Consider the following 14,844-nt stretch of genomic DNA (forward strand, 5'->3'; position numbering starts at 1 on the left):
AGATTGCGGTGTGTGAAGACGACACGAACCGAAAGTTCGCATCGCTCACGAACGCAACACACAAATCTATCGCATACCCATTCGCTGGCACGTGACCGCAAGGCACGCACCGGCTACCGAATTTCTTGACGACCATAGAGCATTGGAACCACCTGATCCCATCCCGAACTCAGAAGTGAAACGATGCATCGCCGATGGTAGTGTGGGGTTTCCCCATGTGAGAGTAGGTCATCGTCAAGATTAAATTCCGAAACCCCTATCTGCTGACGCAGGTAGGGGTTTTGTTTTGCCTGCAAGAAAAAGCTTGGCCAAAAAAGGATGACCTGTGGGGCCATCCTTTTTTACATCGTGGCCCTTAAGCCTCGGGTACTGGACAGCTCAGATCCCCTTCCTTGCACTTGAGATAGGTCTTGAATGCTTCGACCCGGGCTTTGGTCTGGGCCGTGATGCAATTGTTGTAGATCAGCGGATAGACGCTGCCGCCCTCGACCCCAGAGGCGGAGAAGTTGCATTCGGCGTCACGGAAGCCTATCCAGGCACGCTGGGCCTTGACCAGCATTTGCTTGGCCTCGGGATTGTCCTTCAAGCGTGCTGTGATCTGCTTGTACAAGCTGTTCAGCTCGTTGTCGGCGGCCTTATTCTCTTTGGCTGCGCATTGGTTCATTTCGCCTTGGGTGGTGGCGTTGGCGCAGTCGTCGGCCTGGGCAACAGTGAAGAAAAGCAGCGGCATCAAGGCCATAAGCAAGCGTGGGGACATGTTCGGTCTCTCCTTGAGGGGTACACCGTGGGAGTTTACATCGCCCATGCAGTTTTAAAGGTAGCGAGTGCTAAACAAGAGTCTGATACAACTTTCCGGTTGGCCTCGTGGTCTTACAAGCCTACTGTTGAAACACAGAGGTGACTCATGCATTCATCCGATCGCATTGAAAGAAAGATCCTGCTCAAGGCTCCGCGCTCTCAAGTCTGGCGAGCCCTGGCCAATGCCGAAGCCTTCGGCCAATGGTTCGGTGTCGCCCTTGAGGGGAAACGGTTTGTGGCAGGTGAGCGTACCCAGGGGCAAATCACTTACCCAGGTTACGAGCACCTCATCTGGGACGTGGCGGTGGAGCGGGTGGAGCCAGAGCGTGTGTTCTCGTTTCGCTGGCATCCTTACGCTGTCGAGCCGCAGGTGGATTATTCCCAGGAGTCTGAAACCCGGGTGCAATTCGAACTCGAGGACATGGATGGCGGTACCTTGCTCAAAGTCGTGGAGTCGGGCTTCAACAATATCCCTGAGGCCCGTCGGCTCAAGGCTTTTCGCATGGACAGCCGTGGCTGGGACGAGCAGATGGCCAATATTGAAGCCTTCCTGAGCAAGTCTTGATCCTGGCCTGCAGGGTTAAGGGTTTTCGGAGGGGGGTTGTATAGCGAATGTCTTACACGAGATGGTAGCTATGTCGTCTATTTCATTTTGGATCCGAGGCGTAATCTGGACTTATCCACTGAAGCACAGGAAGTGCTCAGGATCAGGGACGATCGACCTTGCAAGGAAAGCTATCGACAGGGAGTCGTAATGGTCTTGGAAAAACCCGCTTCGGCGGGTTTTTTTTCGCCCACAAAAAAGTCTGGAAAGGTTCTATAGCGAAACGCTTACACGCTGTTGCTGCTTTCTCGTCTTTTCCAGAAACTCCGGTGGGCCTAATCTATGTTCATCCACTGGGTACAGGGAGTGCTCAGGGTCATGGATGATTGGACCAGGCATGGAATGCCGGACAGGGAGTCAAATTGGTCCTCAAAAAACCCGCCTAGGCGGGTTTTTTTTCGTCTGTGAAAAAGTGGACTGATCATGCCAAGCGCCGAGCCATGGTGCGGTCGGAACCATCGGCCGCCAGGATCAGGCCCCCAGGCGTCCGGTCCGCACCATCGGCGGCCAAGGTTTGTCCTCCAGGTGTCCGGTCCGCACCATCGGCCGCCAAGGTCTGGCCCCCAGGCGTCCGGTCTGCACCATCGGCGGCCAAGGTCTGGCCCCCAGGCGTCCGGTCTGCACCATCGGCGGCCAAGGTTTGCCCGCCAGGCGTCCGGTCTGCACCATCGGCGGCCAAGGTTTGCCCGCCAGGTGTCCGGTCTGCGCCATCAGAGGCCACAGGCTGCTGGTAGTCGCTAACTTGGGTAAAGAAACGGTCTTGCTGCTGGCTCGGCAAGGCAAACGCGCTGGCGCTCAGGGCGAAGGCGGTAACGGCGATCAAAGTGTTGAACGTTTTCATGGTAAAGACTCCGGTCATATCAAGGGTCGAGTGCCGGGTCGTTCAGATATCGCGATCTGCTGAACCCGTTGCAGCGGCGACGGTTGTCTTGCTGCATGGGTTCAGATTAGGGGCGAGGAGGGGGCGGGCGTTAGACGGATACTGTCCTGGTTTTGCCTGATCCTGTCTGTGGGCAGGATCAGGCGCTACTGGCTTGCAGCGCCTGGGCGCGCAAACGAGCGATGTCCTTGCTCGGCGAGGCGCCAAATAGACGGCTGTATTCACGACTGAACTGCGAAGGGCTTTCATACCCCATCTTGTAGCCGATTGATGAAACGTCGCTGTTCTCCGCCAACAACAACCGTCGGGCTTCCTGCAGGCGCAGCTGTTTCTGGTATTGCAGCGGGCTCATGGCGGTTACGGCTTTGAAGCGGTGATGCAGTGCCGAAGGGCTGAGATTGATCATTTGTGCCAGGCTGTCGATGCTCAGTGGCTCGGCGTAATGGGTATTGAGCCACTCGATGGCTCGGCTGATGCGATGGGTCTGGGTGTCGGGAATGGCGATTTCGTGCAAGCGCTGGCCTTGGGAACCACGCAGCAGCCGGTAGAAAATCTCCTGCTGGGCCAATGGCGCGAGGGTGGCGATATCGTCCGGGCTGTCCAACAGCCGCAGTAAACGCAGCATCGCGTCGAGTAATGGCGCATCGATGCGGTCCAGGAACAATCCACGTCCGCTTCTTTCGGGCGGCACGCCGATAGGGCTGGCGTCGGCGATCAGGCGGCAGATCTGTGCCGGATCGATGTCGAGACGGATGCACAGGTAGGGACACTCGGGACTGGCTTCAATCACCTGGCCAGCCAACGGCAGGGTCACCGAGACAACGAGGTAGTTGAGCGGGTCATACACGTAGCATTCGTCCGCCAGGCGCACTTCCTTGCGCCCCTCGATGATCACGCACAAACCAGGCTTGTGCACGGTGTGCAGCGCCTCGGTTGGCTGGTCGCTGCGGATCAGGTGCAAGGCCTCGATGGCCGTGGGGTGGACGCCGAACTCCGGCGCAAAGCGCTTCATCAAGCTCGCCAGTTCAGCGCGGCGCTGGCTGACGCCGTCGTCTGGCGCAAGGTGGATGGACGTGGATACCGACATGCCGATCAATCTCCCAGACCAAATAAGTGGACCGCGCTAGTAAAACCGATTGCGCGGCTGTCGGCCAGAGTCGGTTTTATCGCTACAGGATCGTGCAAGTGCGCAGGAGGATCCGGCTAACCCGGGCATGGGGCGGTTCCCTAATCTGGACCTGTCAAAACGCTCCCACCGGGGGCCGACACATCCAGACGAGGAAATCATCATGTCCGATATTCAAAACAAAGTAGTGGTCATCACGGGTGCCAGCAGCGGGATTGGTGAAGCAGCGGCGCGGTTGCTCGCGGCTCGTGGTGCGCGTGTTGTGCTTGGCGCCCGGCGCATCGATCGTTTGCAAACACTGGTACACGAACTCGAAACCGCCGGCCAGCAAGCGGTCTGCAAAGCCGTGGACGTGACCCGTCGCGATGACGTCCAGAACCTGATCGACTTTGCTGTCGAGCGGTTCGGTCGTGTCGATGTGATCATCAACAACGCCGGGGTCATGCCGCTCTCCAAGCTCGAAGCTCTGAAAGTCGAGGAGTGGGACCGCATGATCGACGTCAACATCCGTGGCGTGCTTCACGGCATCGCTGCCGGCTTGCCGCTGATGCAGCGCCAGCGCAGCGGCCAGTTCATCAACATCGCGTCCATCGGTGCCTATGCCGTCAGCCCGACTGCCGCCGTGTATTGCGCCACCAAGTTTGCCGTGCGAGCGATTTCCGAGGGCTTGCGCCAGGAAGTCGGGGGGGATGTGCGCGTAACGGTGATTTCCCCTGGCGTGACCGAGTCGGAACTGGCCGAGAGCATTTCCGATGAAGGTGGACGTGCCGAAATGCGCGAGTTCCGCAAGATCTCCATTCCGGCCGAAGCCATCGCCCGGGCAATCGCCTACGCCATCGAACAACCGGCGGACGTGGACGTCAGCGAACTGATCGTGCGACCCACCGCCAGCCCGTTCTGACCCCAGGTTTACCCAACAGGAGATATCCCATGAGAAAGGCCTTTGGAGACCAGGACAAATTTGTCGGCCTGTGGGTGACGGCTGATGGCGTGATTCGCCATCGGCTGCTGCCGGGAGGGCGCTATGACGAAGCGCGAGGTTTGCGGGAAAGCGCTTACCAGGGCGATTACTGGCTGCAGGACGACCATATCGAATACCACGACGATACGGGCTTCACCGCCGATGGGGATTTTCGTGAGGGCGTGCTGTATCACGCGGGGATGGTGTTGTATCGCCAGGATGAGTGATGAACCCAAGGTTGGCACCTGACCGTTGTGGTGAGGGGATTTATTCCCTCGCCACAGATTTAATCCTGTCTCCAGTCAGCCGTTCATGCCTGGCGGAGGTCCATCGTTACGCCCGTTCCAACCGCGCCGCAGCACGTTGGGTGATTTGCGAGCGTACCCGGAACGACTCGGCCGCACGCCGGTTTGCTTCTTCCAGCACGCGCGTCGGCGCGGTGTCCGGGCTGCCGGCGTTGAACGGCGGGGCAGGGGCGTATTCGAGTTGCAGTTGGACCAGTTCCGCGGTGTCCTGGTCGAACAGTTCGGCCGCCAGGGTCAAGGCAAAATCGATCCCGGCGGTAATGCCGCCACCAGTGAACAGATTGCCATCGCGGACCACGCGGTCCTTGACCGGCGTCGCGCCCAGGGTTTGCAGCAGGCTGTGATAGGCCCAATGGGTGGTGGCGCGCTTGCCCCGCAACAGACCCGCCGCACCGAGCACCAGCGAGCCGGTGCACACCGAGGTGATGTATTTCGCCTCGGCGGCTTGCCGCTTGATGAAGGCCAGCGTCTGCTCGTCTTCCATCAGGGGGCCGACGCCGGTTCCACCAGGAACGCAGATCACGTCGAGCTTCGGGCAGTCCTCGAACGTGGTGGTGGGCAACAACACCAGACCGGTGCTGGCGGTGACCGGGGCCAGGTCCTTCCAGATCAGGTGGACCTTCACGTCTGGCAACGAGGCCAGTACGTCGTAAGGGCCGGTCAGGTCCAACTGCTGGACTTGAGGGAATAACAGCAAACCGATCTGCAACGTCATGTCGTGTTCTCCTGTGGATGATTGCCCGAGGGGTGGACGGTTCTACTTTAGATCCGTAGGCTCTGGCGTATACGCCAATAAACCCACGAATCACGCCAATATGCCCAACCCACCGAAAACCGTGCATGTCCTGGCCTTCGCCAACGTGCAAGTGCTGGATGTCACCGGGCCTTTGCAGGTGTTTGCTTCGGCCAACGACCTGGCCCGCCAGCAAGGCCTGCCGTTGCCGTACACGCCGACGGTCGTCGCCGTGGGGGGCGGGGCGGTGATGTCTTCGGCCGGGTTGGCGCTGATGGCCGAGCCGCTGCCGAGCGAAGGCAGCGATACGCTATTGATCGCTGGTGGCTGGGGCGTGTACGAGGCGGCGAAGGACCCAGCGTTGGTGGCCTGGGTCAAGGATCACGGCTTGCGTTCGCGGCGAGTGGCGTCGGTGTGCACCGGGGCGTTCCTGCTGGCCGCCAGCGGTTGGCTGGACGGACGACGCGTGGTGACGCACTGGACCCGCTGCGAACAACTGGCCGAGCAACATCCGCAACTGCGGGTCGAACCCAACCCGATTTTCATCAACGACGGTCCTGTGTGGACCTCGGCGGGGGTCACGGCTGGTATCGACCTGGCCCTGGCACTGGTGGAGGAAGATCTGGGCCGCGCGGTGGCCCTGGAAGTCGCCCGGCATCTGGTGGTGTTCCTCAAGCGTCCTGGTGGTCAATCGCAGTTCAGCGTGACGTTGTCGCTGCAAAAACAGGGCAGTCGATTCGATGACCTGCATGCCTGGATCGCCGAAAACCTCACCCGTGACCTGGGCCTGTCGAGCCTGGCCGCCGAGGTGGGCATGAGCGAGCGCAGCTTTGTCCGGCACTACCGCGCCGACACCGGCCAGACCCCGGCGCGGGCGGTAGAGTTGATTCGCGTGGAAACCGCTCGCCGTCTGTTGTCCGACACCGCCGTATCGATCAAGCGGGTGGCGGTGCAATGCGGCTTCGGCAGCGAAGAAACCCTGCGCCGCAGTTTCCTGCGGGCCATGGGCGTAACGCCGCAGGCCTATCGCGAGCGGTTCGCCGTCAGCCCTCAAGCAGATCCAGCAATGCCTTGAGCGTGGCCTCGGGGGCTTCCTGGGGAATGTTGTGGCCAACACCGGCCAGCACTCGGCGCTCATAGAAACCTGTGAAATGCCCGGCGTCTTCGTCGTGTTCCGGCGCGGGCCCCACGCCGTCATCGGCGCCGCACAGGGAAATGCTCGGCACGCTGATGGCCGGTTGTGCCGCAAGCCGTTCCTCCATCCACTCCAGCGTCGGGTCGCCCGGCGCGTACATGAAGCGATGGCGGTAGGAATGGATCACCACATCGACGAAGTCCGGGTTGTCGAACGACGGGGCGCTGAGGGGATACAGTTCGGCGCCGCGTTTCCAGGTGGGGGACCACAGGCGCCAGAGCAATTCACACAATTCACGGCGGTTTTGCGTCAGGCCTTCGACACCCCGCGCCGTGTGGAAATAGTACTGGTACCACAATCGATGTTCGGTTTCCGGGGGCAGTGGCTGCGTGGAACGGGGAATGTCCTGCAGGTTGTAGCCGTCGCCGGTCACCAGGCAGCGCACGCGCTCGGGCCACAGTGCCGCGACGATACACGCCGCCCGGCCGCCCCAGTCGTAGCCGCACAGTGCCGCTTGGGGAATGGAAAGCGCGTGCATCAGGTCCAGCAGGTCTTGCGCCAACGCCGCTTGTTGGCCGGAGCGCAGGATGGCCGGGTTGTTGAAGCGGGTCGGGCCGTAGCCGCGCAGGTAGGGCACGATGACCCGGTAGCCACGCTCGGCCAAGGCGGGCGCGACTTCATCGAAGGCTCTCGGGTCGTAAGGGAAACCGTGCAGCAGGATGATCGGCTCGCCGCTGGCGGGGCCATGCTCTTCGTAAGCGATGCGCAACAGCGGCGTGACTGCGAAGTTGACCTTGGGATTCAAGTTCATGTTGGCCTCCGGTATAGCGCGGTTGCAGTCAGGCGGGTTCCTGATTGACGTATTTGGCCCGATCCGGCGTGAAGGTCACGATCATCTTCGTGTTGGCGCAGGTCAGGGTGCGCTCCTGAGTCAGGTCGATGTCCAGGTCTTCACCGCGCAGGCCCTGCCATTGGGCGAGGTATTTGAGGCAGCCGAATTTTTCGCTTTTTTTCAGGCTGCGGCTCACGCCACCTTTCCAGCCCAGCACGGGCAATTCACCGGCCAGGCAGCGTTGTGCCAGTTCGGGAAACTTCACCGCGCGCTCGCGACCGATTTCCCAGCATTTGATCAAGCCCCGGTCCTGGCCTTCCCAGAGGTCTTCGCGGGTCAGGCCTGTTCGGGGCGGGGTGGTGATGGGGCGTTTGATATGGGTCATGTCAGATCCTTGAGTCGGGTTTTTATCGGGCAGCTCCGCTGCACCCGTGAGTGCATCGATCTTAGGAGAGGGTTGTGGGGCTGGCAACTCGAAAGGGGGGCGTAACTAGTTTTTGTGGCGAGGGGATTTATCCCCGCTGGGCTGCGAAGCGGCCCCTGTAACCAGCGCTTCGGTGCATCAGGCAGATTGAGTTGACTGTTTAGGGGGCTGCTGCGCAGCCCAGCGGGGATAAATCCCCTCGCCACAGTGGTGCGGTGTTCCTACAAAAAAATAAGTGAACCGGAATTTTCTGACGAGTCGCGGCGGTTGCCGGTTAGGAAAGGGCGGGGATAGGCTTTGCTCGTCGCTGCAAAATCAGCGACCGGGTTTGGTCACCCGTCCAATGTCAGGCGCACACGCGCCAACCTCAGCATGTCGGCGCTTTTTTGTGTGCTTGACGGTATGCTTTGCGGTGGGCTGTGCGCGGGGCACTTTCGAGTGCGCCGGGTGCCTGACTTCCCGGTTGACCAACCTGCGTATAGCCCACCACCCTCGTTTGGTCACGAGGTGGGTGAGCTCAACTTCAAGTCAGGAGTTTCACTATGGTCAAGATCACCCCCAACCCGCCACGCGCCGAAGACCTCTCTACCTACACCACCCTCGACACAAAAAAACTCCGCGAAGCCGCCGACCGGGCGTTGAACATCCACTTGTCGCCCACCCCGCCCAAACCCGACACCCAGGACGGCCAGGTTTTCACCGTGGTCCCCGGCCTCAACACCGAATCGGTGCTCACCACCCTCAGCGAAACCCTCGCCTCGGCCGATGCGCTGGTCAGTGACCTGGGGTTCGAGTTGGAAGGTTCCCGGCGGCATGTTGCGCTGGGGATTCAGCAGTTGATCGAGCTGGCCCGATTGCTGGCCAACCGAGCGTTGGATGACATCGAACTGGCCGACTCAGCGCAGTAGCCAGCACACCGCTTTCTCTGTGGCGAGGGAGCTTGCTCCCGCTGGGTTGCGAAGCAACCCCAAGATTTTTGCGCCTGCTGCGCAGTCGAGCGGGAGCAAGCTCCCTCGCCACAGGGATCGCGTTCAGGCTGAAGGGCAGCTCACGGCTGCCAATGATTTTTCTCCCCGCTCAACTTGCGATCCAGAAAACTGGCGGCGCTGATCAACGCCAGGTGAGTCAAGGCCTGGGGGGTGTTGCCCAAGTGGTAGCCGTGGCTGTCGAACTCTTCGGCGTACAACCCCAGCGGATTGGCGTAGCGCAGCAGTTGTTCGAATTCCAGCTGGGCTTTTTCCACGCGGCCGGCGCGGGCCAGGCATTCGACGTACCAGAACGAGCAAGCCGCGAAGGAGCCTTCGATGCCGCTGAGGCCGTCGATGGGGCTGTCGTCGTTGCGGTAGCGATAGACCATGCCGTCGCGCACCAGGCTTTTTTCAATGGCGTCGAGCGTCGAGAGCCAACGCGGATCGCGGGCGCTGACGAAGCGCACCAGGGGCATCAACAGCATCGAACCGTCCAGGGCGGTGCTGCCCAGGCGCTGGACGAAATGCTGGTGTTCCTCGCTCCAGAAATTGGTCCAGATGTCCTGGTAGATGGCCTGGCGGGTCTCGTCCCAGCGGGCGAACGGGGCGGGCAGGGAGCGTTTTTCGGCCAGGCGGATGGCGCGGTCGACGGCGACCCAACACATCAGCCGCGAATGCAGAAAATGCTGTTTGTCGCCGCGCATTTCCCAGATACCCACATCCTTGTCCTGCCAGACCTTGCACACTTGGTCGACCACGTCGACGGTGTGTTTCCAGCCTTGATGGGAGATGGCTTCGCCGTATTTGTTGACCAGGTACACGGCGTCCATCAGCTCGCCGAAGATGTCCAACTGCACCTGCTGGTAGGCGAGGTTGCCGATGCGCACCGGCTGCGCATTGCCAAAACCGCTCAGGTGCGACAGCTCGGTTTCCGGCAGCTCCAGCCGACCGTCCAGGCCGTAGAGGATGTTGAGTTTGATCGGTTGGTCACAGCAGTCGCTGACTCGCCCGCGCAGCCAGCGCATGTAGGCGTTGGCCTCTTCGACAAAGCCCAGGCGCATGAACGCGTAGACTGTGAACGAGGCGTCGCGGATCCAGGTGTAGCGGTAATCCCAGTTGCGTTCGCCGCCGCGGGTTTCCGGCAGGCCGAAGGTGGCGGCGGCGAGGATCGCGCCGTGTTTGCGCGAGGTCAGCAGTTTCAGCGCCAGGGCGGAGCGGTTGACGATTTCCCGCCAACGCCCCCGATAGGTGGATTGGCCGATCCAGCCGCGCCAGAACGCCAGGGTCCGCTCCAGGCATATCGCGCTGACGTCATCCTGAAGGCGCGGGTCGTCGATGCCGCCCAGCAGGAACTCGGCGCTCTGGCCCTGTTCCAGGGTGAACTCGGCCACCGCCGCGTTGCCGTCCAGCGTCATGGGCTGATCGGCGCACAAGCGCAGGCTCGGTTGCCCCGGCGCCTCGAAACAGATGTGGGTACTGTCCTGGCGTGCTGTGGTGGCGGCCCGGGCATAGTCGTGACGCACCGCACAGCGCAGGCGAAACGTCGCGCTGCCGATGGTCATGCCCACACGGCGGATCAACACCGGCAGATCATCCTCGCTGTCGCCGATGGGCAGCAGGTCGGTGATCTCCACCACCGCGCTGTCGCTCAGCCAGCGGGTTTGCAGGACGTTGGTGTCGGGCAGGTAGATTTGTTGGCGACGGGCATCCGGCAGGTCTGGCGCGAGCTGGAAGATGCCTGCCTCCGGGGTGTCCAGCAGCGAGCAGAAGATCGATGGGCTGTCGAATTCCGGCCAGCAGAAAAAGTCGACACTGCCGCGGTCATTGACCAGCGCAGCCGTGCGCATGTCGCCGATGATGCCGTGGTTCTCGATGGGGCTTTGCGGTTCGTCATGATCAGCCATTGCCGCGAAACCCCGGGTAAAGGCTCATCCCGCCATCGATGAACAGCGTGGTGCCCACCACATAATCGGACAAGTCCGAGGCCAGCCAGACCACGGCGTTGGCGACGTCTTCCACATCGCCGACGCGACCGTAGGGAATCAGTTCCAACAGCTTTTGCTCCTGCTCGCCCTCGGTGGCGTCACGGTTGATGGCCGTGCGGATGGCGCCGGGGGCGATGCTGTTGATGCGGATGCGCTGCTGGCTGGTTTCCTGGGCCAGGCTCTGCATCAACAGATCGACACCGCCCTTGGACGCCGCGTAATTGATGTGGCCGGCCCAGGGAATGCGCTGGTGCACCGAACTCATGTGGATGATCTTGCCGGCGGCCCGGGACACGCCCTGGCGAATGCCCTGGCGGGTGAAAATCCGCAGGGCGGCGCGGGCGCAGAGGAATTGGCCGGTGAGGTTGGTGCCGATCACCGTGTTCCAGTCCTCCAGGCTCATGTCGACGGCGGCGGCGTCTTTTTGCAGGCCGGAATTGGCCACCAGGATGTCCAGCGTGCCAAAGGCTTCGAGAGTCTGGGCGAACAGTCGCTCGACGTCCTGCTCCTTCGACACATCGGCACCGACGGCGATGGCGCGGCCACCGTTGGCGTTGATTTCACTGGCCAGGTCTTGTGCCGGGCCGGCGCTGGAGTGGTAGTTGAGCACCACCGCAGCACCGGCGTCCGCCAATGCCCTGGCCGCGCCTGCGCCAATGCCGGAGCTGGCGCCGGTGACCAGGGCAACCTGTCGGGCGAGGGATATCTGCATGGTCTAGCACCTTGAATGGAGGGCCTTACCTGCTGACTGGTGGGAGGTGGGAGGAGTTCACTTGGGTGAAGCGGTCTTCATATTTCAGGTCCAAACACAAACCTGTGGCAAGGGGACTGTGGGAGCAAAGCTTGCTCGCGAAACAGGCGACTCGATTTCCGAAAGACCGCATTGCCTTCATCGCGGGCAAGCCTTGCTCCCACAATCTGCCTGCTACAAAGAATGTTGCTTCAGATCAGCGGTTACCAACCCCGCCCCGAATTCACCCAGAAATTTACCGACAACGACGTCGACACCGACTCCACCTGATGGAACCAACCTTCAGGCAAGAACAGCAAATCCCCAGCCTCCAGCGTCACGCGCATGAAGGTCACGTCGCGGGCGTGGGGGAAGCGTTGGTAGTCCGGCGCATCCGGGTTGAAATCACAACCGTCCAGCCCGCCCTGGGGCGCCGTGGACCAGGTACCCAGGGCTTCGCGGTGGTGAGGCGCGGCGAGGGTGAAGGTTTTCTGGCCCCAGACCTGGGCGAACAGGTTGTCGGTGTCGTCGCGGTGCAGCGGCGTGAGGGTGCCCTTGGGGCCGATCCAGATGCGCGGCGGGATGAACAACGATGGGTCGAAGTAGGGCGGGTACTTGATCTGTTTCATCAGCCGCTCTGGCAGGATGTTGTTACCCATGTAGGCCGGTGGTTCGCCGTCGGCGCCCCTGGCCGCCGGGCTGTCGAGGGAGGCGATGAAGTCGGCCATGGACGTGGAGCGAAAATCCCGCTCGGTGGAGAAGGTCTTCTTCACATAGTCGCCGTGGCGGGTGATGCCCTGCAACTCGGCAAAATGCACCAAGGATTCTTCGCGGCTGAGCTTGAACAGCGGCCAGTCCTGCAAGGCATCGCTGATGACCAGCGGAATGCCGTGGGGCAGGTACTGTGCGCGAAATTCCTGCACTGACAGCCCGCTGCGAGGCCGTCGTTCCACGCTGCGTTGGGTCGGCAGGCTGGCGGTGAGTTTTTCGCTGAAGCGCGGCGGGGTGGGGTAGCGCTTGTTCATGTCGACCTTTTCCACCACGCCACCGCCATGCCGGGCATGATCGATGATCTGCGGCAGCAACGTCGCCAGGCCCATATTGCCGCCGATCTTCAAGCGACCGCTGGCGAACAGTTCCTCGACATTGGCCATGCCGGCCATGATCCCGAGGAAGTCCTTCTCCGCCACCTCGATGGTGACGTCGGGGCTGGTATGGCGGCCGGCCTCGGTGCGACTGCTGGCCTTGACCTCGGACCAGTACGCCTGGTGCGGGCCGAACACGAATTGGAAGACGCCTTCGATACCAACGGCGCCGGCATTGGCGAACAGCTTGCCCAGGATGGTTTGCAGGTCCACGGCGGTCACTCTTGCGGGTTTTTGGTCTTAGCAGGTAACGAGGGCCTGGATCAGAAATTTAGGCCCCGTCACTGCATCATCGACCGTCGCCCTAACGCGTCGCGACCATGAACACCCGGGGAAACGGCAGCAGCACCGTCCCATCGTCCAATGCCGGATAAGCCTGTTCGATCGCCTGGAGATAGCGCGCCAGGAACTGCTCGCGTTGGGCCTCATCCAGCGGTTCGAGAAAGGGCCGCAAGGCGCTGCCCTTGAACCATTCCACCACGCCTGCGGCGCCGCCGGCCAGGGGGTGATGGTAGATGGTGCGCCATACATCGACGCGGCTGCAGTGGGGCTTGAGGATCGAGTAATACGTGCTGGGATCCTTCATTTCGGTGCGCGAATCAGCCGCCCCGGCCAATTGGCTGGCCCACGGCCCATTGGCGGCGATTTCCCGCATCAGGCGGTGGGAGGGCTGGTGCAGGGTGTCGGGCATCTGGACCGCCAGGCTGCCGCCGGGGGCGAGTTTGCCGAGCAGCGAGGGCAGCAGGGTGGCGTGGTCCGGCAGCCATTGCAGCACGGCGTTGGCGAAGATCACGTCGAATGGCCCGGGTTCATCCCATTGGCCGATGTCGGCGGTGTCGAACGCCACGGCGGGCAAGCGTTTGCGTGCGGCGTCGACCATGTCGCTGGAGCTGTCCAGGCCGCGCACCGTGGCACCGCTGAAATGTTCCACCAACAGCTCGGTGGAATTGCCCGGGCCGCACCCCAGGTCGATCACCGAACGGGCCTGGGTGGGGGGAATGGCGGCGAGCAGGTCCCGGGACGGACGGGTACGTTCCTGTTCGAAGGTGACGTATTGCTTGGCGGACCAGCCCATGGCGTTCTCCTGTGCGGCGCAGTGAGTCGAGGTGCGGCCAGTATAAGGCCGGGTGAAGAAGATAGAGCGAACGTAACGGTTTTGACTAATTCTGTGGGTTACGATTTCGTTATCTTCCCTACACGACCGATCGGAGAAAACCGCAGTGACCCAACTGACCCTGCTGTGCCTGCCTTATTCCGGCGCCAGCGCGATGGTGTACAGCCGCTGGCGGCGCACGTTGCCGCAATGGCTGCACGTGCAGCCAGTGGAGTTGCCGGGGCGCGGGGCGCGCTTCGACGAGCCGCTGCACACCGACATGGGTTCGTTGGCGATGCAGTTGGCGCGGGAGCTGTACCCGACGCTCCAGGCCCCGTACGCCTTGTTCGGCCACAGCCTGGGCGCGCTGCTGGCCTGTGAAATCGCCCACGCCTTGCGTGAACTCGGCAGCCCGGAACCGGTGGCGCTGTTTGCCTCCGGCACCGCGGCGCCGACGATGCGGGCCGACTACGATCGCGATTTCGCCAAGGCGAAAACCGATGCTGAGTTGATCGAGCAACTGCGCACCCTCAACGGTACGAGCGAGGAGATCCTGGCCAATGAAGAACTGATGGCCCTGACGCTGCCGATCCTGCGGGCCGACTTTTTACTGTGCGGACGTTTCCAGCCGCGGCAGCGGCCGCTGCTCAACAGCCCGGTGCATGTGTTCGGCGGCACGGCCGACAAGGCCACCACGGAGCAACTGATGGGCTGGCGCCGGGAAACCACGGGCAGCTTCTCGGTGGACATGCTGGCCGGTGGGCACTTCTTCATTCATGAGCACGAGGCCAAGGTGCTGCGGCTGATCAAGGATCAGTTGAGCGTGCATCATCGGCGGCATGGGTTGGCCACCAGCGCCTGACCACTGATCTAAACGACCTGCTTTTGTGGCGAGGGAGCTTGCTCCCGCTGGGTTGCGAAGCGACCCCAGCCAGGCCAGGCCCCCTTTCTTTCGAGGCTGGCAGATTTTGCGGCTGCTGCGCAGCCGAGCGGGAGCAAGCTCCCTCGCCACGGTTTTTCCTTCCTGACACAAATTCCCAAACGCTAATTTTTCCGGTTTGCATTCGTTTCATAGGGACGACTTGCCTTTGTGCCTAGTGCCCACTGATTCCGGATACCCCAGAA

16 protein-coding genes and 1 rRNA gene are annotated in these 14,844 nt (G+C 61.8%); 7 read left to right on the forward strand and 10 right to left on the reverse strand.

Annotated features, from left to right (window positions below):
* The first annotated feature begins 124 nt into the window (after positions 1-124).
* A 5S ribosomal RNA gene (rrf, locus tag DTP52_RS17780) occupies positions 125-240 on the forward strand.
* A 115-nt stretch (positions 241-355) separates the two neighbouring features.
* On the opposite strand, the gene DTP52_RS17785 is transcribed toward rrf, so the two are convergent.
* Positions 356-757: a lysozyme inhibitor LprI family protein gene (locus tag DTP52_RS17785; protein WP_109754534.1), complete on the reverse strand. Its 402-nt coding sequence runs from the start codon at positions 755-757 to the stop codon at positions 356-358.
* A 147-nt stretch (positions 758-904) separates the two neighbouring features.
* Here DTP52_RS17785 and DTP52_RS17790 point away from each other — a divergent pair, with 147 nt between their 5' ends.
* Positions 905-1,363 carry an SRPBCC family protein gene (locus DTP52_RS17790; RefSeq protein WP_109754535.1) on the forward strand — a complete coding sequence of 153 codons (459 nt, stop codon included), beginning with the start codon at positions 905-907 and terminating at the stop codon, positions 1,361-1,363.
* A 460-nt stretch (positions 1,364-1,823) separates the two neighbouring features.
* On the opposite strand, the gene DTP52_RS17795 is transcribed toward DTP52_RS17790, so the two are convergent.
* Complete coding sequence (locus DTP52_RS17795; RefSeq protein WP_371925598.1) at positions 1,824-2,261, reverse strand: hypothetical protein; 438 nt, start codon at positions 2,259-2,261, stop codon at positions 1,824-1,826.
* Between the two features lie 160 nt (positions 2,262-2,421).
* Positions 2,422-3,369, reverse strand: a complete 948-nt coding sequence (locus tag DTP52_RS17800; RefSeq protein WP_109754537.1) for an AraC family transcriptional regulator — start codon at positions 3,367-3,369, stop codon at positions 2,422-2,424.
* A 202-nt stretch (positions 3,370-3,571) separates the two neighbouring features.
* Between DTP52_RS17800 and DTP52_RS17805 the strand changes: the two genes are divergently transcribed.
* The gene (locus DTP52_RS17805) at positions 3,572-4,309 is read left to right on the forward strand and encodes an SDR family oxidoreductase (RefSeq protein WP_109754538.1); all 738 of its coding nucleotides are present in this window, start codon (positions 3,572-3,574) and stop codon (positions 4,307-4,309) included.
* A 29-nt stretch (positions 4,310-4,338) separates the two neighbouring features.
* Entirely contained in the window at positions 4,339-4,596 is a 258-nt protein-coding gene (locus tag DTP52_RS17810) for an Atu4866 domain-containing protein (RefSeq protein ID WP_109754539.1), read from the forward strand.
* Positions 4,597-4,702: 106 nt separating this feature from the next.
* Here the strand turns inward: DTP52_RS17810 and inhA are convergent, their stop codons facing one another.
* The gene (gene inhA / locus DTP52_RS17815) at positions 4,703-5,389 is read right to left on the reverse strand and encodes an isonitrile hydratase (protein WP_109754540.1); all 687 of its coding nucleotides are present in this window, start codon (positions 5,387-5,389) and stop codon (positions 4,703-4,705) included.
* A 100-nt stretch (positions 5,390-5,489) separates the two neighbouring features.
* Between inhA and DTP52_RS17820 the strand changes: the two genes are divergently transcribed.
* A complete protein-coding gene (locus tag DTP52_RS17820; RefSeq protein WP_109754541.1) occupies positions 5,490-6,482 on the forward strand; it encodes a GlxA family transcriptional regulator in 993 nt (330 codons plus the stop codon).
* Here the strand turns inward: DTP52_RS17820 and DTP52_RS17825 are convergent.
* Both DTP52_RS17825 and DTP52_RS17830 read right to left on the reverse strand, forming a co-directional pair.
* Positions 6,451-7,353, reverse strand: coding sequence for an alpha/beta fold hydrolase (locus DTP52_RS17825; RefSeq protein WP_109754542.1), 903 nt, complete (start codon positions 7,351-7,353; stop codon positions 6,451-6,453). The two genes, DTP52_RS17820 and DTP52_RS17825, sit on opposite strands and share 32 nt — an antisense overlap.
* Positions 7,354-7,381: 28 nt before the next feature.
* Entirely contained in the window at positions 7,382-7,759 is a 378-nt protein-coding gene (locus DTP52_RS17830) for a hypothetical protein (RefSeq protein WP_109754543.1), read from the reverse strand.
* A 581-nt stretch (positions 7,760-8,340) separates the two neighbouring features.
* Between DTP52_RS17830 and DTP52_RS17835 the strand changes: the two genes are divergently transcribed.
* The gene (locus tag DTP52_RS17835; protein WP_109754544.1) at positions 8,341-8,706 is read left to right on the forward strand and encodes a DUF6124 family protein; all 366 of its coding nucleotides are present in this window, start codon (positions 8,341-8,343) and stop codon (positions 8,704-8,706) included.
* Positions 8,707-8,846: 140 nt separating this feature from the next.
* Here DTP52_RS17835 and DTP52_RS17845 read toward each other — a convergent pair whose 3' ends face one another.
* The 4 genes from DTP52_RS17845 to tam form a co-directional block, all read right to left on the reverse strand.
* On the reverse strand, positions 8,847-10,670 hold the full coding sequence (locus DTP52_RS17845) for a glycoside hydrolase family 15 protein (RefSeq protein WP_109754546.1): 1,824 nt from the start codon (positions 10,668-10,670) through the stop codon (positions 8,847-8,849).
* Positions 10,663-11,463, reverse strand: a complete 801-nt coding sequence (locus DTP52_RS17850) for an SDR family oxidoreductase (RefSeq protein WP_109754547.1) — start codon at positions 11,461-11,463, stop codon at positions 10,663-10,665. Before DTP52_RS17850 ends, DTP52_RS17845 begins: the two co-directional genes overlap by 8 nt.
* 242 nt (positions 11,464-11,705) lie before the next feature.
* On the reverse strand, positions 11,706-12,839 hold the full coding sequence (locus DTP52_RS17860; RefSeq protein ID WP_109754548.1) for a cupin-like domain-containing protein: 1,134 nt from the start codon (positions 12,837-12,839) through the stop codon (positions 11,706-11,708).
* Between the two features lie 91 nt (positions 12,840-12,930).
* Entirely contained in the window at positions 12,931-13,701 is a 771-nt protein-coding gene (tam, locus tag DTP52_RS17865; protein WP_109754549.1) for a trans-aconitate 2-methyltransferase, read from the reverse strand.
* Between the two features lie 145 nt (positions 13,702-13,846).
* Between tam and DTP52_RS17870 the strand changes: the two genes are divergently transcribed.
* Positions 13,847-14,581, forward strand: coding sequence for a thioesterase II family protein (locus tag DTP52_RS17870; protein WP_109754550.1), 735 nt, complete (start codon positions 13,847-13,849; stop codon positions 14,579-14,581).
* The last annotated feature ends 263 nt before the right edge of the window (positions 14,582-14,844 follow it).

The organism is Pseudomonas sp. 43mfcvi1.1 (genome assembly GCF_900115935.1).
GTDB classification, from domain to species: Bacteria; Pseudomonadota; Gammaproteobacteria; order Pseudomonadales; family Pseudomonadaceae; genus Aquipseudomonas; species Aquipseudomonas bijieensis.